At 32.8% G+C, this 22,838-nt stretch carries 19 protein-coding genes; 10 read left to right on the top strand and 9 right to left on the bottom strand.

The features are described 5' to 3' along the window. Positions 1-223: 223 nt before the first annotated feature. Complete coding sequence (locus HM984_RS05850) at positions 224-856, bottom strand: 7-carboxy-7-deazaguanine synthase QueE (RefSeq protein ID WP_179335904.1); 633 nt, start codon at positions 854-856, stop codon at positions 224-226. Positions 857-1,124: 268 nt separating this feature from the next. Between HM984_RS05850 and HM984_RS05845 the strand changes: the two genes are divergently transcribed. The 6 genes from HM984_RS05845 to HM984_RS05820 are packed head-to-tail and all read left to right on the top strand — an operon-like array spanning position 1,125 to position 5,713. After that, the gene (locus tag HM984_RS05845; protein WP_179348481.1) at positions 1,125-2,666 is read left to right on the top strand and encodes a helicase HerA-like domain-containing protein; all 1,542 of its coding nucleotides are present in this window, start codon (positions 1,125-1,127) and stop codon (positions 2,664-2,666) included. A gap of 14 nt (positions 2,667-2,680) precedes the next feature. Then, the gene (locus tag HM984_RS05840) at positions 2,681-3,238 is read left to right on the top strand and encodes a hypothetical protein (protein WP_179348480.1); all 558 of its coding nucleotides are present in this window, start codon (positions 2,681-2,683) and stop codon (positions 3,236-3,238) included. Between the two features lie 56 nt (positions 3,239-3,294). After that, a complete protein-coding gene (locus tag HM984_RS05835; protein ID WP_179348479.1) occupies positions 3,295-3,669 on the top strand; it encodes a cupin domain-containing protein in 375 nt (124 codons plus the stop codon). A gap of 2 nt (positions 3,670-3,671) precedes the next feature. Continuing rightward, positions 3,672-4,499, top strand: a complete 828-nt coding sequence (locus HM984_RS05830) for an alpha/beta fold hydrolase (RefSeq protein WP_179348478.1) — start codon at positions 3,672-3,674, stop codon at positions 4,497-4,499. Between the two features lie 21 nt (positions 4,500-4,520). Beyond that, a complete protein-coding gene (locus HM984_RS05825) occupies positions 4,521-5,291 on the top strand; it encodes a pseudouridine synthase (RefSeq protein WP_115810959.1) in 771 nt (256 codons plus the stop codon). A 2-nt stretch (positions 5,292-5,293) separates the two neighbouring features. Continuing rightward, a complete protein-coding gene (locus HM984_RS05820) occupies positions 5,294-5,713 on the top strand; it encodes a VOC family protein (protein WP_218845022.1) in 420 nt (139 codons plus the stop codon). On the opposite strand, the gene HM984_RS05815 is transcribed toward HM984_RS05820, so the two are convergent. The 4 genes from HM984_RS05815 to HM984_RS05800 form a co-directional block, all read right to left on the bottom strand. Then, on the bottom strand, positions 5,699-6,427 hold the full coding sequence (locus HM984_RS05815; RefSeq protein ID WP_179348477.1) for a YwaF family protein: 729 nt from the start codon (positions 6,425-6,427) through the stop codon (positions 5,699-5,701). The two genes, HM984_RS05820 and HM984_RS05815, sit on opposite strands and share 15 nt — an antisense overlap. Before the next feature lie 6 nt (positions 6,428-6,433). Then, positions 6,434-7,318: a bifunctional 5,10-methylenetetrahydrofolate dehydrogenase/5,10-methenyltetrahydrofolate cyclohydrolase gene (locus HM984_RS05810; RefSeq protein ID WP_115810965.1), complete on the bottom strand. Its 885-nt coding sequence runs from the start codon at positions 7,316-7,318 to the stop codon at positions 6,434-6,436. 129 nt (positions 7,319-7,447) lie between these two features. Then, the gene (gene ffh, locus HM984_RS05805; protein WP_115810967.1) at positions 7,448-8,779 is read right to left on the bottom strand and encodes a signal recognition particle protein; all 1,332 of its coding nucleotides are present in this window, start codon (positions 8,777-8,779) and stop codon (positions 7,448-7,450) included. A 227-nt stretch (positions 8,780-9,006) separates the two neighbouring features. Continuing rightward, positions 9,007-11,253 carry an FIDD domain-containing protein gene (locus HM984_RS05800; RefSeq protein WP_179348476.1) on the bottom strand — a complete coding sequence of 749 codons (2,247 nt, stop codon included), beginning with the start codon at positions 11,251-11,253 and terminating at the stop codon, positions 9,007-9,009. 100 nt (positions 11,254-11,353) lie between these two features. Here HM984_RS05800 and HM984_RS05795 point away from each other — a divergent pair, with 100 nt between their 5' ends. From HM984_RS05795 to HM984_RS05785, 3 genes are read left to right on the top strand one after another with little or no spacing between them, the layout of a single operon-like run. After that, positions 11,354-11,869 carry an RNA polymerase sigma factor gene (locus HM984_RS05795; protein ID WP_179348475.1) on the top strand — a complete coding sequence of 172 codons (516 nt, stop codon included), beginning with the start codon at positions 11,354-11,356 and terminating at the stop codon, positions 11,867-11,869. 56 nt (positions 11,870-11,925) lie between these two features. After that, a complete protein-coding gene (locus tag HM984_RS05790) occupies positions 11,926-12,822 on the top strand; it encodes a FecR family protein (RefSeq protein WP_179348474.1) in 897 nt (298 codons plus the stop codon). After that, entirely contained in the window at positions 12,815-15,130 is a 2,316-nt protein-coding gene (locus HM984_RS05785) for a TonB-dependent receptor plug domain-containing protein (RefSeq protein WP_179348473.1), read from the top strand. Before HM984_RS05790 ends, HM984_RS05785 begins: the two co-directional genes overlap by 8 nt. 72 nt (positions 15,131-15,202) lie before the next feature. Here HM984_RS05785 and HM984_RS05780 read toward each other — a convergent pair whose 3' ends face one another. Together HM984_RS05780 and argS are read right to left on the bottom strand one after the other, a co-directional pair. Then, positions 15,203-16,498 (bottom strand): carboxypeptidase-like regulatory domain-containing protein, encoded by a 1,296-nt coding sequence (locus HM984_RS05780; protein WP_179348472.1) that lies wholly within the window; start codon positions 16,496-16,498, stop codon positions 15,203-15,205. A gap of 176 nt (positions 16,499-16,674) precedes the next feature. Further along, on the bottom strand, positions 16,675-18,459 hold the full coding sequence (argS, locus tag HM984_RS05775) for an arginine--tRNA ligase (RefSeq protein WP_179348471.1): 1,785 nt from the start codon (positions 18,457-18,459) through the stop codon (positions 16,675-16,677). 950 nt (positions 18,460-19,409) lie between these two features. On the opposite strand from argS, the gene HM984_RS05770 reads away from it, so the two are divergent. Further along, the gene (locus tag HM984_RS05770; protein ID WP_179348470.1) at positions 19,410-21,452 is read left to right on the top strand and encodes a tetratricopeptide repeat-containing sensor histidine kinase; all 2,043 of its coding nucleotides are present in this window, start codon (positions 19,410-19,412) and stop codon (positions 21,450-21,452) included. Between the two features lie 72 nt (positions 21,453-21,524). On the opposite strand, the gene ctlX is transcribed toward HM984_RS05770, so the two are convergent. Beyond that, on the bottom strand, positions 21,525-22,457 hold the full coding sequence (gene ctlX, locus HM984_RS05765; protein WP_115810983.1) for a citrulline utilization hydrolase CtlX: 933 nt from the start codon (positions 22,455-22,457) through the stop codon (positions 21,525-21,527). 67 nt (positions 22,458-22,524) lie between these two features. After that, positions 22,525-22,827: a DUF7793 family protein gene (locus tag HM984_RS05760; RefSeq protein ID WP_442712701.1), complete on the bottom strand. Its 303-nt coding sequence runs from the start codon at positions 22,825-22,827 to the stop codon at positions 22,525-22,527. Positions 22,828-22,838: the final 11 nt, after the last annotated feature.

Raw genomic sequence — 22,838 nt, 5'->3', positions numbered from 1 at the left:
GTTAGCTGTTAGCTGTTAGCTGTTAGCTGTTAGCTGTTAGCTGTTAGCTGTTAGCTGTTAGCTGTTAGCTGTTAGCTGTTAGCTCAAAAATATTAAGTTCCGAGGATAATTGAAAATCTCGGAACTTTTTTTATACTTTATTTTTTAAGTTAAAAGCATTAAATTTCAATACAGCAACAAAAACCTAATCGGAAGACCGAAGACCGAAGACTGAAGACTGAAACTAAGGAATATTCAAATATTTATGTGTTTGTAATGATACTTTCCATCTCGGATTAGCCATCACATAATCAACGATTTTCGGAATTACTTTATCGCGCTTACTCCATTCGGGTTGCAAATACAAAATACAATCTTTATTTACCTTATCCGCTTGCTCTTCTGCAAACTTAAAATCGTCATTATTATAAATAATACATTTAAGTTCATGCGCTTTTTCGTAGACCTCTTCAGTAGGTAATTTCATTTTCTTTGGAGATAGACAAATCCAGTCCCATTGTCCTGTCAATTTATAAGCACCAGACGTTTCAATATGTGTTTGTACACCTTTCGCTTTTAATTGTGCCGTTAAAGGCCCCATATCCCAAGTTAGAGGCTCTCCACCTGTAACAATGATAGTATCACTATATTTTACAGCATTTTCTACAATTTTTTCTGTTTCTGTCGGAGGATGTAATTCTGCCAACCAGCTTTCTTTAACATCACACCAATGGCAGCCTACATCGCAACCACCAATTCGCACAAAATATGCAGCTGTTCCTTTATGAAAACCTTCACCTTGAATGGTGTAAAACTCTTCCATCAAAGGCAACAGTAACCCTTTATCTATTAACTCTTGTCGTTCTCTTCTTGTCATAAGTGTGCAAAGATAGTTATTTAGTTTTCAGTCTCAGTCTCAGTTTACAGTAATTTTAGTGATTAGAAGTTCGCCTATTAAAATCTTTTTTAACTCACCAAGAGCAAAGACGCAACGTTCAAAACTTAAAATACAAAACTGAATACTGAAACAGCAACTACAAACTGTGACTGAAGATTACGACTGAATACTGTCAGTGCTAACTGAGACTAAAAACTATTTCATACTTGATTAAAATTACATTATTTTTATAGAAATTTTCTGATCAATGAATAAGACTGAAGCTTTCGTCAAAGAGATTAACGAAGGAAACACTTGTAAAGGCGACTTTATTACTTTGGGTTCTGCCATGTTAGACGGTAAAACCATTACAAATACGTTTGTAAATGTTCCTTTAAAAACCATGAATAGACATGGCCTTATTGCTGGAGCAACAGGTACTGGAAAAACAAAAACATTACAGGTCTTAGCAGAAAATTTATCCGAAAAAGGTGTTCCTGTTTTACTCATGGACATTAAAGGAGATTTAAGCGGATTAGCAAAACCAAGTCCTGGTCATGCAAAAATTGATGAACGTCATGCGCAAATTGGACTACCGTTTGAACCTAAAGCATTTCCTGTAGAAGTAATGACCTTATCTGAACAAGATGGAGTGCGCTTAAGAGCTACAATAAGTGAATTTGGACCTGTTTTAATTTCGAGAATATTAGATGTTACAGAAACCCAAGCAGGAATAATTTCTGTGATTTTTAAATACTGTGATGACAACCATTTACCATTATTAGACCTTAAAGATTTCAAGAAAATCCTACAATACGCCACTAATGAAGGGAAGGAAGAATTTGAAGACGCCTACGGCCGTATTTCAACGGCTTCAACAGGTGCTATTCTAAGAAAGCTTGTTGAGATAGAACAACAAGGTGGTGATGTTTTTTTTGGTGAAACCTCATTTGATACGCAAGATTTATTACGTATTGATGAAAATGGTCGTGGTTATATTAATATCATTAGACTGACAGATATTCAAGATAAGCCTAAATTATTCTCAACATTTATGTTGAGTTTATTGGCGGAGATCTACTCTACATTTCCTGAACAAGGAGATAGTGGCCGACCAGAACTTATTATGTTTATTGATGAGGCACATTTAATTTTTAATGAAGCTTCTAGTGCTTTGTTAAATCAAATTGAAAGTATTGTAAAACTCATTCGTAGTAAAGGAGTTGGACTTTATTTTGTAACTCAAAATCCAACGGATGTACCAGAAGCCGTTTTGGGGCAACTAGGTTTAAAAGTACAACATGCATTAAGAGCCTTTACGGCAAAAGACAGAAAAGCTATAAAATTAACGGCTCAGAATTATCCTGATACAGATTATTATGACACGGCCGAAGTATTAACGTCCTTGGGAATTGGAGAAGCCTTAGTTTCGGCATTAGATGAAAAAGGAAAACCGACTCCATTAGCAGCAACCATGTTGCGTGCTCCAATGAGCAGAATGGATATCTTGACTGAATCTGAATTAGGAGGTTTATTAGCCGAATCAAAATTAGCTAAAAAATACAATCAAGAAATTGATAGAGAAAGTGCTTACGAAATGCTGAATAAAAAGATTGAGCAAGCCGAAGCTGAAGAAGCCAAACTAAAAGCTTTAGAAGAAAAAGAAGCTTTAAAACGCGCTGAAAGCAAAAGGCGAACCAGTACAAGTAGAAGTCGTAGCAACGGAATGAATCCTATATTAAAAGTATTGACTAGTGCAACGGTAATCCGTGGAGTTTTAGGAATAATAAGTAAAATGATTAAAAAATAGATACTAACTTTAGAATGAAAAACACCCTATTTACAGCACTAACTTGTGCTATTTTATTATCTAGTTGTGCTAACGAAAAAGCACCAAACCCTTTTAAAATTACTAAAAATCATATCGGTTTATTAACAGACTCTACTCAGGTAAAAGAATTAGACGCCATTTTCGTTAATGATTCTGTTGTTCGATACATTGCTGGAGATGAATTTATAGGCTCTGTTAATACCATTGAAATTTTTGAAAAAGGAGGCAAAAAACTCTTAGATCTATCTCCTAGAGAAGCTTTAGATTCGACTTCGGTAATTTCTAGTGTTAACATCATTGATTCACGTTACAACACCGATAAAAACATTTCTAATTTAAGTACTTATAAAGATATAAGTGAAGCTTATAAGATTTCAAAAGTTGACAACCTTATTAATGTTATTGTCGTTTCTGTAAATGAAATTAATGCCTCGTTTACGATTGATAAAAAAGAATTACCGGCAAGCATGCGTTTTGACATGGGTATGACCATTGACCCGATTCAAATCCCTGGAAAAGCGAAGATTAAATATTTTATGGTACATTGGTAGATTAGTTGATAGTTGATAGTTGATAGTTGATAGTTGATAGTTGATAGTTGATAAATATGCAGAAAAAACAAAAATATACAATCCAAAATAGCCCATTTATAGTTCCTACCGAAGATGGTAAGATTATAAAAGAGCATTTCGGAAAGGCTACAGATGGCAACTCAGAAATAAGCATTGCCCATATGGTTGCGCCAGCTGGTTGGTCAGAACCTTTTCAGACGCCAGAATTTGATGAATATACGTTTATCATTAAAGGCAAAAAACAATTTATTATAGACGATGAAATTATCGTGCTAGAAGCAGGACAATCTATTAAAGTAGATAAAAATACGCGTTTACAATATTCTAATCCATTCACTGAACCTTGTGAATATTTAGCAGTTTGCTTACCTGCATTTTCAATTGAATCCGTAAATAGAGAAGACCAATAAATATGAGTAGTTTTGTTATTAGATCCATTGGTAGCGCCCTTAATGCAACCAGTTTAATTTCCTCTAAATATGCCGCTAAAAAAGCTATAAATCTTTTTGCTTCTCCGAGAAAAGGACGTTACAACGACGAGCAAAAACGTATTATTGATTCGGCTTTTTATGAAGAAATAAGTTATAATAATCTAGATATTGCAACCTATCGTTGGGTCGGAAAAGGCAAAACCGTTTTACTCGCTCATGGTTGGGAGAGTAATGCATCACGTTGGGAATATATATTAAAAGATTTAAGATCTCAAGATTACAACATTATTGCCTTAGATGCTCCTGCACATGGACGGTCTGATGGCAAACAGTTTAATGCGATTTTATATTCTGAATTTATAAATATAGTTGCTAAAAAATTTCAACCAGACGTTCTAATTGGTCACTCCGTTGGAGGTATGTCTTGTGTTTTTTATATGCATAAATACCAATTACCATCTATTAAAAAGATGGTTCTATTAGGGGCGCCTGCACATTTTACAGGTGTTTTTGACCGATACAAATCTATGATGGGTTTTAACACTAAAATTTCAAATGGGTTAGATAATATAATTATTGAACGTTTTGGGCAGCCAGTCGCTTACTTTTCTGCTGCAAACTTTACAGAATCCATTACCGCAAAAGGTTTAATTATTCACGATAAAAAAGACCGCATTATTCCTTATGAGGATGCTCAATTAATTGCGAATCGCTATAAAAATGCTGAATTTATTTCCACTACTGGCTTTGGGCATGGCTTAAAGGATGTGTCTTTAACACCTCAGATTATTGAATTCATTAATGATTAATCTTTATCGTATTTTTGCACCATGTCAGAAGATTTAAAACGCCTAAACAAATACCTCAGCGAAGCTGGTTATTGCTCTCGTAGAGCAGCAGATCGATTAATTGAAGCAGGACGAGTAACCATTAACGATGTTGTACCAGAAATGGGAACAAAAGTCGCATCTGAAGATGTGGTTAAAGTCGATGGTGAAATCATTGGAGAACGCAAACAAGACTTTGTGTATTTAGCTTTTAACAAACCAGTAGGTATTGTTTGCACCACAGATACACGCGTTGAAAAAGACAATATCATTGATTACATTAACTATCCTAAACGTATTTTTCCTGTTGGAAGATTAGATAAACCAAGTGAAGGTTTAATTCTGCTCACAGACGATGGAGATATTGTCAATAAGATATTAAGAGCGAGCAATAATCACGAAAAAGAATACATCGTCACCGTAGACCAACCAATTTCTCAAACGTTTATTGAGCGTATGGCTGGCGGCATTTATTTAGAAGATTTAGACAAGCACACCAATAAGTGTGAGGTTAAAAAAATTGATAAATTCACCTTCAGTATCATATTAACTCAAGGTTTAAATAGGCAAATCCGACGCATGTGTGAGTATTGTAATTATGAAGTACAAGCATTAAAACGAATTCGGATAATGAATGTAAAACTTGATGTGTCTTCTGGTCAATATAGAGAATTAACAAAAGAAGAATTCCAAAGCTTAAACGAACTAATAGCTGATTCTACAAAAACTTACGAAGCAAACAAAGCGAACACCACAAGACATAACAGACGTTAATAATGGCTTTAGCACCTTTTCATCTCGCGATTCCTGTTCATAATTTAGAATTATGTAGAAATTTCTACACTAATGTATTACAACTTGAAGAAGGACGAAGTAGTGATCATTGGGTTGATTACAACTTTTTTGGACACCAATTGGTGATTCATTTTAAAGCAAAACAAACCGAAGAAGACGTCACTAATGAAGTAGATGGTAAAGCTGTACCGGTTCCGCATTTTGGTGTGGTTTTAGAATGGGAAGCATTTAAAGAGTTTGCCGAATTATTAAAGTCGAAAGACATAACGTTTATCATTGAACCTTATATAAGATTTGAAGGATTAGTAGGAGAACAAGCGACAATGTTCTTTAAAGATCCTTCAGGAAATGCTTTAGAGTTTAAAGCGTTTAAAGATATGAGTCAGTTATTTGCTAAGTGATTTCATTCTTTTATTTAAAAGAAGGAACGGCAAGTAAATCATCAAAAACAAAGGTATAATTATCAACTGCCCTACCATAATATAATAAGGCCATTCTCCAAAATAATCTAATAATGAAGCTGATTTTGGCTTTTCATTTAAGTAGAAATAATTGGAGTCCAATACATAGTTTAACCCTACCATAAGCACCACATAAACCTGAAGTGCTAAGAAAGATTTAAAAACACTTCTTAAGGTTGGTTTCATCTTAAAGACAAAAATGAAATAAAATATTATAGATAGTAAGCCTAAATGTACGGTCCAGTATCTAAAATAATCAAAACTAGGGAATCCATTTGCAATATCCGGAGTAATAACACCTTGTAATGTACCTCCAATAATCCAAAACACTAAAATCTCAAACATCCAATACTTACGATAATACGTAAAAACAGGAATCAATAAAGCCAATACACTACAGAGATAAAGCGGTAAATCAGTTTTAAAATTATAATTATCGAAAAGCATGCGATATACATGAAACCCTATAAGTGTTAGAGACACAAACCATCCAAAATAATGAATCGCTTTTTGTTTTTGTTTTAAGCTGAAGGACTTATTAGCATATCTAATTACAAAAACAGCCCCAATAACTCCACATAAAATCGGAATTATATGTTGAAAACTACCTATCGTGACTTTTGAAAGAACGATAAATAGCGCCAATAAACCCATCTAAAATTATCTGTGATTTTTTCTGTGCTGTTCTCTTGCCAATAACGTATTCTTTAATAGCATTGCAATAGTCATTGGTCCTACTCCACCAGGAACTGGTGTAATAAAACTCGCTTTTTTGCTCACGTTTTCAAAATCTACATCACCAGTAATATAATACCCTTTTTCAGAATCATCAGCTACTCTTGTGATTCCTACATCAATAATTACCACATCGTCTTTTACCATTTCAGCCTTTAAAAATTTAGGCACTCCTAATGCTGAAATAATAACATCTGCTTGCGATGTAATCTGTGTAATATTTTTGGTATGACTATGCGTTAAGGTTACTGTTGAGTTTCCTGGAAAACCTTTTCGTCCCATTAAAATACTCATCGGGCGACCAACAATATGAGATCGACCAATTACTACGGTATGCTTACCTTTGGTTTCAACTTGGTAACGTTCAAGTAATTCTAAAATCCCAAAAGGTGTTGCCGGAATAAAAGTAGACATATCTAAAGCCATTTTCCCAAAGTTCATCGGGTGAAAACCATCGACATCTTTATCTGGGTTTACAGCCATCAATACTTTCTGCGTATTAATCTGTGGCGGTAATGGTAATTGAATTATAAAGCCATCAATATCAGCGTTATTATTAAGCTCTTCTATTTTGTCTAGCAACTCCACTTCGCTAGTTGTATTAGACATACGTACCATTGTAGATTCAAAACCAACACGTTCACATGCCCTAACTTTACTACCAACATAGGTTAAACTCGCTCCATCGTTACCTACAATTACAGCTGCCAAATGCGGAACTTTTTCATCATTAGCTTTCATCTTATCGACTTCCGCTTTGATTTCGTTTTTAATGTCGTTACTTACTTTTTTTCCGTCTAAAATTGTCATGCTTTTGGTTATTGTTTTCTTGCAAAGACGCTATGGCGCGAAGCTTTAATTAATTAATTTATTATTTTTTAAAAGTCAACTGAAGACTGCGTTTTGTGACGGCCTACTGAAGACTAAATACTGTAAACTTTATTTAGGCATATTCTGCATCATCTGCATCATACGCTTTCCGCCTCCACCTTGCATCATTTTCATCATCTTACTCATCTGCGTAAATTGCTTTAAGAGTTGATTTACTTCTTGTACAGATGTACCAGAACCTTTACCAATTCGTTTTTTACGACTTGCATTTATAACAGATGGATTAGAACGTTCTTCTGGTGTCATAGAATGAATAATCGCTTCAATACCTTTAAACGCATCGTCGTCAATATCAATATCTTTCATCATTTTTCCTGCACCAGGAATCATGCCTACTAAATCCTTCATGTTACCCATTTTCTTGATTTGCTGAATCTGTTTTAAGAAGTCATCAAACCCAAACTGGTTTTTAGCAATCTTCTTCTGTAATTTTCGTGCTTCTTCTTCATCAAACTGCTCTTGTGCACGTTCAACTAAAGAAACGACATCTCCCATTCCTAAAATACGATCTGCCATACGCGATGGATAGAAGACATCAATTGCTTCCATCTTCTCACCCGTACCAATAAATTTAATTGGTTTGTTAACTACGGATTTAATCGAAATTGCTGCTCCACCTCGTGTATCACCATCTAATTTGGTAAGGATAACACCATCAAAATTTAATATATCATTGAAGGCTTTTGCTGTATTCACCGCATCTTGGCCTGTCATAGAATCGACAACAAACAAAGTTTCTTGTGGCTGAATGGCTTTATGAATATCCGAAATCTCGTTCATCATAGCTTCATCGACAGCTAAACGACCAGCGGTATCAATAATCACCACATTATGACCATTTGCTTTGGCATGCGCAATACCAGCTTTAGAAATCGCCACAGGATCGGTATTCCCTCTATCACTAAAAACCTCAACACCTATCTGATCTCCCACAACATGTAACTGATCTATTGCAGCCGGACGATAAACATCACATGCGACTAATAAAGGTTTCTTAGTTTTTTTGTTTTTTAAATAATTAGCCAGCTTACCAGAAAAAGTTGTTTTACCAGACCCCTGTAAACCAGACATTAAAATCACACTAGGATTACCAGAAAGATTAATACCTTCGGCATCGCCACCCATTAATTCAGTTAATTCGTCTTTAACGAGTTTAACCATTAACTGACCCGGCTGTAATGTTGTTAATACATCTTGACCAAGTGCTTTTTCTTTTACACGAACTGTAAATTCCTTTGCAATTTTAAAGTTAACATCGGCATCTAAAAGCGCACGTCTTACTTCCTTAAGTGTCTCAGCAACATTTACTTCCGTAATGCTACCATGACCTTTTAATACGTGTAACGCTTTATCTAACTTATCACTTAAATTATTGAACATGTTTCTAGTCTTCAGTTTGCAGCCTGCAAGTAAGCAGTCTGTATTATTTAATAAGATGCAAATTTAAGAATTTATGAGGGAATTATGAATGGGAATTGATAAAATGATTTTTAGATAAAAAACGAAGACTAATCACTACAAACTAATTGATAACAGAAAGAGCCACTCATGGCGAATGACCCTTTTCAATCAACTTAACTTACTAAAATTAACAACCTCTAGTTTCTTTATTCACAAGTTCTGTTTAGAACAATCTCTATACTGCTATCATTAACATTATGCAACACTAATTGGTTTTCTGTACATTCTACAATTAACCAACTTCCGTTTATGGCTTGAATATTTGGCCCAGCTACATTTGAAAAATTTATAATAACACCTTCGTTCGATTGCGATGTTGACCACGTCGCATCTATTACCAATGCATCTGTATATATCACTACAATTTGATTTGAAGTCTCAAAATCAAAATTATATGCTATTAAATTATCACTACCGTTGTAGTTAACAACATTCCAAGTACAGTCTATTAAAAGGCTACTCACATCTGATTCTGAACACGTCTCATTACAATCTATTATGGATAATTGAATTGTAAATATTTCGAATTGATTATTAATTTCAGCCCTTACATATATTATTTGTTCTACAACTAAATTGGTGTAAACTTCTGGAGTTATAATTTGATTTATTCCTGCTTCAGCATCAGCTTGTATTTCATAATACGTCACAGCATCAGCACTTGGCGTGCAATTGGCGAATGCTGTAGTTAAATTAAACTGATACGGACCATCATAACCATTATCACAAATTTCTAATTGTGCGTTAAAGCTTTGAAAACATTCAAATAAATTACAATTTTCTGTATTTAAATAGACATTAAAAATTTCAAAATCACCATTATCCGCTTCAATTCTCAAATAGACTTGGGCTGTTAAGGTTTCATAAGCTTCTGTATTTACAATAGCATTTGTATTTGTTTGAGCATCACTAAATGTTGCATGAAATGAAGGCATAAAATTCTCTGTACAAACTACCAATCCTATTGTATTTGCACTTAGATTATATACCGGAACATTATTAGGACCTTCACAGGTTACAATCTCAAAATCACCAAAACAGCTGAAAAGACCACCATTACAGTTTTGTTCTAAAACCAAAGTTTCATTTTCTTTCTGTAATACAATTCTACCCGTATCACATTCTACAATTGTCCAATCGCCTTCTAACGTATCTTGAAACGCTGTTAATTCTGAAAATGTGATTATAACTTGGTTGCCTGCAAGAGATAAATTCCAACCACCTCCTATTGCAGAAGCTGCCAATCCTTCCGAAATTTGCAAATCTCCATTAGAATTGAAAATCATTGTATCGTTTTCAAAATTACCTGTACCATTGCTAAAATCCCAAGGGCATTCTTGCAAAATAGCACTGATATCTGTAAGAGAACAATTTAAATCATCTTCACATACTTTATTAATCACCATAGTCTGTTCACCTTTTGTAAACCGTATGGTAGCATCATCACATTCTATAATTTTCCAGTCTCCTCCTAAATCTTCAAAATCTGTTTCTAAAAAAAGGTATGTTTCACCTGCCGTTGAAATTATAGACCAATTACTAACAACATTAAAAGTGCCACCATCCTGATAAATATCGAATGTGCCATTTGAATAAAAAACGAAATCGATTCCCGTAAATTCAGGAAAACTTGAATATGTCGTAATTTCCCATTGACATTCTATTAAATTTGATTCTAAAGATTCTTCTATACAATTAGAAGCATCACAATCATTACCAGCAGCTTCAATCGCTTCTGCTAATTCTTGATTTGTATTAACTTCAATCGTTTCACCATTGGTATAGTTTAAGGTAACCGGAAAATTCAAACTAACTATAACGGCATTATCATCATCTTCTAAACCATTCAGAAAACCATATAAAGTTTCATCATTTTCAATTATTACAGTATCAATTAGGTTGAATTCTGAATTAAAAACAGAAAAAGAAATAGGGTATACAAAATCGACACAATTAATAACATCTGTTTCATTAGCTACGCATTCGTTTATAAAACTTTCAAGTTCATCTTCATTTTCAATCACCACCTGGCTATAATCATTAAAAATGATCGTAATCGGAAATATAAAATCTAAATTAGCATCATTTGATGCATCCCTCAATAAACTTTCGAGTTGTTCTAAATCAGATAAGGTTTCAATAATTAGTGTTATATCTGTAATTACAATGGTAACTGGCAATTCTACAGAAAAGCAACTTACATTATCTAAAATATTATCCGCAGCACCAAAGTTCGCAGTCGTTCTGCTCATTAGGCTAACTAATGTAGAATTTGGAACAATGGCTTCTTGATCGTTTGGAATGTTTATTTCAGTAATCTCTTCTTGACAAGAAGTAAAGCACAAAAGGGCAAAAAGGAAAGATATAAATAGGTGTTTAGACTTGGTTTTCATCAGATGATGCTTTACTATTTATAATAAAACAGTTAGCACTCTATATTTCCTACCTCAATTATTTAAAATATTATTTATAATTTGTGGGCCTGATAAAACTATGAGTAAATCCTTACAAGATAACATCTGTGAATCACAGTTATTTGAGCGCTTATATAAAAAGCACTCCAAAAATCTGCATGATTTTTTATACTACAAGTTTGGAGACCACTTAAACCCGGAAGATAAAGTTCAGGAAGCTTTTATAAAACTATGGCAAAATTGCGGCAAAGTTGCTCCAAACAAAGCTAAAAGCTATTTATTTACTACTGCCAATAATTTAATGCTGAATGCTTTTGCGCATCAAAAAGTCGTCTTAAGGTATAACAATAAACCTCAAAAAACGAGTACTAACGAGACACCTGAGTTCCTCTTGCAAGAAAAAGAATACCATCAAAAATTACAAACGGCATTAAGTAAATTAACAGAAGCTCAGCGTGTTGCGTTTTTAATGAATAGAGTTGAAGGCAAACGGTTTAAAGAAATTGCAGAACTATTAGATATCTCAGTAAAAGGAGTAGAAAAACGCATTTACGGCGCTTTAAAGAAGTTAAGAGAAGATATTGATGAACTTTAGAACTTAAATAAGTAGGGATTTTAAAAAGTAAGTTGTTATATACCTGAAATCACATTATGAAAAGAGAAGAACTCATAAAAAAATGGTTAGATCATAATCTAAATACTGAAGAGCAGAATGCTTTTGAGCAGCTAGAGGATTATAACGAACTTATTAAAATGAACGAGGCTTTAAAGCACTTTAAAGCTCCTGATTTCTCTATTGACCAAACTTACGAAACTCTAAAAACGAATCTCGAAGTTAAGAAATCGAATTTAAACCACTGGTTAAAACCTTTCCTTAAAATCGCTGCAATTTTAGCCATCGGATTCAGTATTTATTATTATACCACAACGCTAGACACCCACGTTAATACAGTAATAGCAGAACAAACCACTGTGCAACTACCAGATCACTCTACGGTGGCTTTGAATTCAAATTCAACACTAACTTTTAACAAGAAAGATTGGAGCGACAATAGAGAATTAAAATTACATGGTGAAGCATTTTTTAAAGTTGCAAAGGGAAAGAAATTTGACGTCATTACTACAGATGGAATTGTTAGTGTTTTAGGGACTCAATTTAATATAAAACAACGCGAATCTTATTTTGAAGTTACGTGTTACGAAGGTTTGGTTGCCGTAACTCATAAGCACAACACCACAACATTAAAACCTGGAGATACTTTTAAAATCATTGATGGGAAACTACTTGCTAATGAAAAAGAAAACGCTATGCAACCACAATGGTTGCGTGGTGAAAGTAGCTTTAAAAGTGTTCCTTTAAAATATGTGATTGCAGAGTTTAAAAACCAATACAAGCAAAACATAATTACAGAGAATATTGATCTTTCGCGTTTGTTCACAGGAAGTTTTACACATAATAATTTAGATTTAGCATTGAAGTCTGTCACAATACCATTAAATTTAAGCTACAGCCAATCTGGAGAATCTATTTTACTAAAGCGTGAATAAAAAATTACTTTGTTTAATTTTCTACTGTTTATCGATTGCCTTTTGTAACCTTACTTTCTGTCAGGAACAACAAGACGAAAAATCGCTTGTCCAAATTCTTCTAGACATAGAGAAGCAGCACGACGTTAAATTTTCTTTTGAAACCAAAACGGTTGAAACTATTTTAATTAGTCCATTATCTAATGACCTGTCAATAGAACAGATATTAGATCACTTAAATCGTGTTACCAATCTTAATTTTAAAATGCTGAATGATAGGTTTATCGTTATTACCGTAAAGACAGCACTAAATATCCTAAACAAAGTACAACAGCTAAAAGAAGTTGTAATCATAAATTATCTTACCAAAGGGATTTCAAAAACGAATGATGGAAGTGTAAAAGCGAACACAAAAGCCTTTGATATTCTTCCGGGATTGATTGAACCAGATGTCCTTCAGATTGTACAAAACTTACCAGGCATTATGAGTGTAGACGAACGCATTTCTAATATCAATGTTAGAGGTGGCACCAATGACCAAAATTTAATTCTGTACGAAGGGATACGCATGTACCAATCCGGACATTTTTTCGGGTTAATATCGGCCTTCAATCCGTATTTATCAGAGAACATTACTATTTCTAAGAATGGCACTAGTGCTAAATTTGGCAACGCCGTATCGAGTACCATCGCTATAAAAAACTCGGATAATTTAGATAATAAAACGAGTGCAGGAATTGGTGGAGATATGTTGAGCGTAGATGGTTATGCAAAAATACCACTATCAAACAAAACGGAGCTGCAACTGTCTGCAAGACGTTCTTATACAGATCTTTTGGTTTCCAAAACTTATGATTCTTATTTTGACCGCATTTTTAAAGACTCAGAATTAAATACGTCTTCAAATATAAATATGCTTTTAGCACAAGATGAACGTTTTTTATTCTACGATTTCAATGCTAAATTTCTATACGATATTGATAACACCTCAAAATTGCGCATTAATATAATGAGCATGTCTAATGACCTAGATTATAATCAAGTATTCACATCAGCTGATAATGATTTTCAGGAGACAAAAAGCAAGTTAAATCAAACGAGTTATGGAGCAAGTGCAACCTATTCAAAACTAATAAATAGTGATGTCAATCTCTCGGCACAAGTTTATTATTCAAACTATGATTTAGATGCTAAAAATAATAATGTTACTAAAAACCAATTATTAACTCAGGAGAATAAAGTTGAAGATTTCGGCTTTAGATTAGACCTTTCAAAAACAGTTAGCGAAGACATTAACTTTAATAGTGGCTATCAGTTTAATGATGTTGCAGTCACTAATTTTGAAGATGTCACCAATCCAAATTACACCAGTTTAGTAAAGGAAATTATTAGAACTCATGCGTTATTTGGAGAAATAGAATGGTACTCTCCGTCGCGTGAGACTTCTATTAGGCTAGGTTCTAGAATTAGTTACTTTGGTAAATTGGCTGAATTTTTAATTGAACCTCGATTTTCAATAAATTATAAATTTCTAGACTATTTTAGATTAGAAGTTTTAGGAGAATTGAAGAGTCAATCTATAACCCAAATAATTGATTTACAACAAGATTTTTTTGGGATAGAAAAACGACGATGGCAATTGGCTAATGGTAACGATGTTCCGTTAATAACTAGTGAACAAGCCTCGGTTGGTGTAAGTTATAATCAAAACAATTTATTGGTTTCTATAGAAGGTTACTACAAAGGAGTCAATAATATTACTGCACGCAGCCAAGGGTTTCAGAATCAATTTCAGTTTACTAAGGATACGGGACATTATACTGTAAAAGGCATAGATTTCCTTATTAATAAACGTTTTAAAGACTTTAGCACATGGCTAAGTTATACGTATAGTAAAAACGATTACAATTTTAGCGAGATTAATAGTAGTACATCATTCCCTAATACTATTGATTTAAGACATGTGGTTAATTCTTCACTTACTTATAACGGCGAAAAACTTAAGATTGGTATAGGGTTTAATTGGCATTCGGGCAGACCTTTTACCGCTCCTCTAGCCCTTCAAGTTGACAGTAATTCTACTATAGAATACAACACACCTAATAGCTCTCGATTGGATGATTATTTTAGAACCGACATTTCAGCTATATATAAATTGAAACTATCAAAAGGTGTTAATGCAGAGGTCGGTGCTTCCATTTGGAACATTTTTAATCAAACCAACATAATTAATCGGTTTTACACATTTAATTCTGCTAACGCTATAGTAGAGATAAACAACAAATCCTTAAAACTCACACCTAACTTAAGTTTTAGAATCAACTTTTAAGTGCAAACCGCTATTAAAATTGGATTTAAAAAAAAACTCGATATAGAATCAGACTTAATTTATATAATCCTTTTATTTAATATTGGTATTTTTCTTCCTTTCTCGATCTTTTTCCTTTTCAATATTCTTTCTAATTTTATCAATGGCTGATTCTATGGACTTATCTGGCTCAATGAGATTATATTCACCCCAAAAATTTGGATCTGAAAATCCTGAAATAGCATCAGTAATAATTACAGAAGGACGTAGTTTATCTTTATTTTTAATTTTTTCACCTGTACTATTCACCTCCCAATCTGTTACTGCCATTTCACTAGATAATGTGTAAACTTTATTAAAGAGTTGGCGTTTTTTATTCACCTTAAACGTTAAGCTTAAATTAGAATAACTGTAATACCAGTTATTATCTTTTTGTTTATAATCTACTTTGTAAATCGCCTCTAAAGGATAAACCTCAACATCCCTAGGTTTACTTTTAACCAAAAGATTTTTAGTTTTATCCCTATTACTCAAATCTAAAAAGTAATTTGCACTAACTAAGGCTAACGACTCTACATCAATAAAAAGTTTGCCACTATAATTTACAGTAAGTTGTTTATTCTTAGGACTGAAATCAACAACAAAAACAGCTCTGTTATTTAAAGTTGAAGGTTTATCAAAAGTAAAATCATACCCATTAATACTTTCCTCTGTAAAAAGATATTCAGTATATTTCATAATATCTAAATACATCGTAGAAAACGGACCACCTTGCAACTTTACAGACACCGTATCTAAGCGTGTGTAATCTGTACTTTTCCTAGCTTTTCCAAGTTGAATATCATCACGTTGTGGTGTCCAATTTGGTTGTTTTAAAATATTAACAACAGCCTCCGTTAAGGACACATTTCTATTTCTGCGTTTAATAGTTTCTCTATAAAAAGCAGTCATAAAAACAGACTCTTCATCTTTATTTTCACTTTTTCCGAAAAACACTTTTCTAATTAAATTTGATGCATTTTTATATGCCGCGATGTTTACAGCAGATAACTCGGTAATTACCTCATACAACTCAATTGTTTGATTATCGTCAGATAATTCAGATAATAGTACAACATAAGTCGTATAACCTAAAAAAGAAACGGCAACTTTGGAATCTAAATAATTATTTGGAACTTTTAACGAGAATTCACCTTCAGAATTTGTAATCGTACTAATGTTTGTAGTATTAATACTAAGATTAGCAGCCTCTATCGTTTTGTTAGTTCTACCATCGACAACCCTACCGTGATACTCCTTAAACTCCGTTTGAGCACTTAAAGAAAAGAGTACAAATAAGACTAATAAAAGTGTACTAGCGCAACGTTTTAAAGTATAAGATTTTTCCATGACAGTAAGATTTAATGAACATTATAACCTTACCTAAGATACAAAAAAGCACAGAACACACTTCTATTCAACATGTTAATTTCTTAATATCGAATATCACCCTACCTATTCAATTCTTAAAATTGATCGCAAAACGGATTAAAAAAGTACTACTGTTAATTTTAGAAATTACAATTTTACATACGCTCAGGAACCTCAATCCCTAAGACCTTAAAAGCATTTTTAATAGTTTGACTTACTGTTTTAGACAATGCCACTCTTAAATTCTTTTCTAAATCAGAGTCTGCTCCAAGAATCGATACATTCTGGTAAAACGAATTAAAATCCTTTACCAAATCATAAGTATAATTGGCAATCAATGCAGGACTATGCTGTTCTGCTGCATTTTGTATGATGACTGGAAATTGTTCTAATTGTTTAATAAGTTGTTTCTCTTTCTCATGAAGTGTTATGTGGTCGCTTAGCGAAGTCGAAGCGCCAATATCATCCACATTAGCCTTTCTTAAAATAGACTGAATTCTAGCATAAGTATATTGAATAAACGGCCCTGTATTCCCTTGAAAATCGATAGACTCTTTAGGATCGAATAAAATTCGCTTTTTAGGATCTACTTTTAAGATGTAATATTTTAAAGCCCCTAAACCTATAGTTTTGTAGAGGGTCTGCTTTTCTTCTTCTGAGTACTCTTCTAGCTTTCCTAATTCTTTAGAAATATCTTCAGCAGTATCTGCCATTTCCTGGATTAAATCATCAGCATCTACAACGGTTCCTTCTCTACTCTTCATTTTTCCGCTTGGTAAATCTACCATACCATAACTTAAATGGAATAGATTTTTAGCCCAATCGAAACCTAATTTTTTCAAAATTAAGAATAACACTTTAAAATGATAATCTTGCTCGTTACCAACCGTATAAACCATACCACCAACATCAGGATAATCTTTAATTCGCTGAATGGCTGTACCAATATCTTGCGTCATGTAAACGGCTGTGCCATCTGCTCTAAGCACAATTTTTCTATCTAAACCATCTTCGGTTAAATCGCACCAAACAGAACCATCAGCATCTTGTTCAAAAACACCCGTTTTTAAACCTTCAGCAACAAATTCTTTTCCTAATAAATACGTATTGCTTTCGTAGTAATAGGTATCAAAATCGACACCAATATTTTTGTAAGTAACATCGAAACCATCATAAACCCACTGATTCATTTTTTTCCACAGTGCAACAACGTCTTCATCTCCTGCTTCCCATTTTAGTAGCATTTGCTGTGCTTCTACTAATAAAGGTGCATTCTTTTTAGCATCTTCTTCAGATTGACCTTGAGCCATTAATTCTGAAATTTCAGATTTATATTCTTTGTCAAACTTTACATAGTAATTTCCAACAAGTTTATCTCCTTTTAAATCTTCTGTTGGGGTTTCATTCTGACCAAATTTCTGATAAGCCAACATACTCTTACAAATATGAATACCTCTATCGTTAATGATTTGAGTTTTATAAACTTTTTTTCCTGAAGCTTTTAAAATTTCAGCAACACTATACCCTAAGAGTACATTTCTTACATGTCCTAAATGCAAAGGTTTGTTTGTGTTTGGTGACGAATATTCTACCATAACAGCTTTATCATCCTTTTGATCCACAAAACCATAAGCATCATTTCCTTTTATAGATGTGAAGAAATCTAAGTAATATGAATCACTAATTTCTATATTTAAAAAGCCTTTAACAACATTAAAACCTTTGACTAATTCTACATTGTCTAATAAATATTGACCAACTTGTTCGCCTATAACAACAGGATTTCCTTTTACGACACGTAACATTGGAAAAACAACAACCGTAACATCTCCTGCAAACTCTTTGCGAGTCGCTTGAAATTCTACTGATTCTAATTCCGCTTGAAACAACGCTTTTATCGCTGCTTTTACATGTAATTCTAAAGTCTCTTGAAGGGTCATAATTCTGCTTTATTTTGGTGTTTTAAAACGTTCGCAAAGATAGAAGTTTTATTGTTTTAATGGGTTTCTATGCAAACATAATTACTTAACGTTATAGGGTTTTTATAAAGTTTAGAATTGATAGAAGTCTAATACCTATGACTAAAATGAAATTCTTAAACTACGCACTTTCCATTTTTATTGTTATTTTTCATCATGTTCTGATAATAACAACTCCATTACTGACAATGACATGCCTGAGAATGAACTATTCTAAAAAAACATAGATTTATCATTTCAAAGTGAATTAGAGAACTAAACGGTAGATCATAAAAATGAAAATTCGGTAGAACTTTTAGATTTTGTAAAGCTTAAAGGAACGAACCTTATAAGACTAAATTAAATCAGTCTAGAATTTGCTCCAACACCTCAAGGCCAGAAAGCATATATGAATGATTAATTGCGACTATAAAAGCTATTCTAAATGAAAAACGAAGAGGTTTTTACTATTGAGCTACAAATTGGGTCGCATTTAATAGTAATGAAAATACATCGACAAATGGCACTTTTTGGGAACACTAATATGTGTTTAATTTTGACTTTAAAGTCTTACCTATTTTAGGCATACACAACCACAACTAACTGAAAAACAACACTATACACAAAACATGCATTTCATCGACAAAACAGTATTACCACCTTTAAATTTACCTTTGGTCGATATGCCATATTTTAAAAATATTATATTTGTCTGTTCAACTAATAAATTGGTATTAAATCCTAATTATTAGCATATTTGCGTTCATAATAGCACTTTTGGAGGGCTATTAATCAATGTCCCAAACATTAATGAGGTTTAATAATCAAACATTAACAACGTTGTTTTTGTTTTGTGTTAACTTACTTTTTTCGTCCCTCCCTAAAAGTTTTTCAAACCAAAACAGCGCAATTCGTTTTAACGCTATTTTAAGATGAGACAGTTACTTTTACTAGCTGTGTATCTTATATCGATATCCGTTTTTTCTCAAAGCGAAAAAATAGATAAACTTACGGTACAAATAGCTTATTTAAACGCAGACTCTACAAAAGTGGATATGTCTTTGGTGCTTATTAATGAGCTCTTCAAACAAAAGGATTACAGTAAGGCATTGCTTTACATTAATGAAACCTCAAAACTTTCTGACGACCTTAAATACATAAAAGGACAGGCGGAAAGCAGCTACATCAGAGCATTAATCTTTACAGAACGTAACGATTATTTTAATGCAATTGATAACTACAAAAGATCTAGAAATTTATACTTACAAATAAAAGATACACTTGGTGTAGCCAAAGTGAGCAACAGCATAGGTCTTGTTGAAATAAAAAGAGGAAATTATAAAGTTGGTTTACAAAATTCATTATCTGCAATAGATATTTTTGAAAAACAGTATCTAAAAGATGAATTAAGCGCTGCTTATAATAATCTTGCTGAGGCTTATTATAAAACCAATCAAATTGATAAGGCTATAGAATATAATTTTAAAGCTTTAGAAGTCCGAAAGGAAATTAATGATAAGGATGGTATTAAAATATCTACTAAAAATATTGCTGGACTTTATTCTATATTAAAAGAGCATCGCAAGGCAATTGAATATTACGAAAAGGCTCTAGATATTCTTAATCCTAAAACAGATCAAGACCTTAGAGGCGAAATACTTCCTAAATTAGGTAGCGAATACTTACGTTTTAAAGAATATAATAAAGCTTCTGAGTACTTATTAGAAGGTTTAAAATACAACAGACAACAAGATAATAAAGAAGGACTTTTAAGAGCCTTGAATGCTATTGGACATTTAAATCTTCAAAATAAAAAACTAAAATTAGCTGAAAGACAATTAAACGAAGCTTATAAAATTGCGCAGAAAACAGATGATAAAACCGAACTTTTAGAAAACTACAAACTTCATATTGCTTTAGATTCTACACGAGGTTATTATCAAAATGCATTTTTCTGGCAAAATAAATTTTACAATTTAAAAGACTCGCTTTCTAAAATTAATAGACCTGTTTTCCCTACAGAATTAGAACATTTAGATTTAATTAATGACAACTCAAACCGTAAGGATCTTACAGATAATACGGAGAGTAAAGCTACAGAAGTATCAACTTCGTTGAGTAATCCTTACATTCTATATGGAGTCTTAGCCGCGTTTATAGTATTGTTAGGCCTTCTAATTTATAGTCTTTTAAAAACTAAAATTCATAAAGACGCATTAGAAAAACAAAAAGACATATTAGCCGAAGAACAAATAAGAACAGAAGCTATTTTAGAACAAACACATCACTTAGAAGAGGTTAACCAAGTTAAGGATAAACTTTTTTCTATTGTGTCTCACGACTTAAAAGATTCAATCTCTTCTATTAAAGCGTTCTTAGATTTATTAAACGAAGACAGCATTTCTAAGGATGAATTTTATGAGTTGATTCCAGAATTAAGCGAAAATGCTAATAATGCATCGTCACTTTTATTTAATTTATTAAACTGGTCTAAATCGCAAATGCAGAATTTAGAACCAAAACCTGAGCTGTTTAATATTCAAGAAGTGTTTCAAACTAAAATTGCTTTAGTTGAACAAAAAGTTGAAGACAAACGCATTGTTTTAATTGATGAGTCTCAGGATGATTTTATTTATGCCGATCGTAGTATGGTAGAAATTGTGATTCAGAACTTAATTACAAACGCTGTTAAATTTAGCAGAACAGGTGATGTTATTACTATTTCTAACATAGAGGCTAACGGAAAATCTTTAATTTGTATTGAAGACACTGGTGTTGGTATTTCTAAAGATAACATTGATAAGTTATTTGCAGCACATAAAAACTTTACGACTGCTGGCACTAAAAATGAAAAAGGAACAGGTTTAGGCTTATCTATAGCTAAGGATTTAGTAGAATTAAACAACGGCAGAATCTGGGTAGAAAGCACAGAACATGTTGGAAGTAAATTCTTTGTTGAATTACCTAAGGCTTAGCTCTAAGTGTTTAATATTCTGAGTCTATGTCACAAATGAACAAGCTAGAACTCAAATAAAAATCGATACAGCTTAAGCTTTCGGTAAAAATACTTCAGCAATCATACAACGCGCACTTCCACCACCACAAGTTTCTATAGTCTCTAAAGAACTCGAAATAATAGGACAATGCTTTTCTATCGTTGTGACTTGATTTGGTGTTAAAACCTTATAGGCAGCTTCACTCATAATTAAATAAACCTGACCATCATTACCCTGTAATTGCAACATGTTTCCTGCGAAATGATGCATCTGTTTTTCTGTAATTGAAATGATTTCTTTACCATCATTTCTAAGATGCTTTACAACACTTTTACGTTCTTTCTTATCATCAATACTATCTAAGCAAATCACAGCAAAATCCTCAGCGATACACATCATTACATTAGTATGATATATCGGTAAGCGTTTATCTTCTACCGTTTGATATGCTGTAAAAATCACAGGACTATATTCAAAATCCTCACAAAACTCTATAAATAAATCTTCATCTGCTCTTGGAGATAAAGCACAATAGGCCTTTCTATTAACACGATCTAAAATAACGCTTCCAGTTCCTTCTAAAAAGACACCTTCATGTTCGGCTGACGTATAATCAACGATATTTTCAATCTTAAAACCTTCATCTTCTAATCTAATAAAAATTTCATCTCTGCGTTCCCGCCTTCTATTCTCTGCAAACATCGGATATTTTGCAATGTCTCCATTAGCATGAAAACTTACCCAATTGTTAGGAAAAATAGAATCTGGAGTATCATTTACTTTATCATCGTCTTCAACAATAACATTAATACCTACAGCTTTTAATTTTTGCACAAAAGCATCAAATTCCTCTTGAGCTTTTGCATTAATCTCGGCATTTTTTAAATCTAAATCTTCCTGAAAATAATTATTGACAGCGGTTTGCTCGTTCATCCTAAAGTTTACAGGACGAATCATTAAGGCGGTATTTGTAGTTTGTTGCATTTATTTGCTTATAGAATGGTAATGAAATGCAAAGTTATTATTTTTTTATGTCAAAGTAGCTATAAAGTCAGGCCTGATTTTCTAACCATCCTAAGGCCTCTTTGCGACTCTTAAACATCTTTATATTCCAACCGTTATTGCGATTCATATTTATTAAAACATCGGTAGCTAATTTAGATACATAAGCATGAGTTACAACAGCCATAGCTTTCACGATATCTTTATTTACAATAGACTTTTGAGCTTCAAAAGTATACGTGTAAGAATACTTTTTATTAATTAATAAGAAAAACGGGACCTCTAATTTTTCAATAAGAAAAGCGTGATATTCTTTTACCATTTTCATATCCAACACTACACCATCATCGATAATAACTTCAA

Origin of the sequence: Winogradskyella pacifica (assembly GCF_013403915.1) — a bacterium.
GTDB classification, from domain to species: Bacteria; Bacteroidota; Bacteroidia; order Flavobacteriales; family Flavobacteriaceae; genus Winogradskyella; species Winogradskyella pacifica.
Note: the sequence above shows the minus strand (reverse complement) of the source record. Positions and strands in the feature narration are given on the sequence as shown.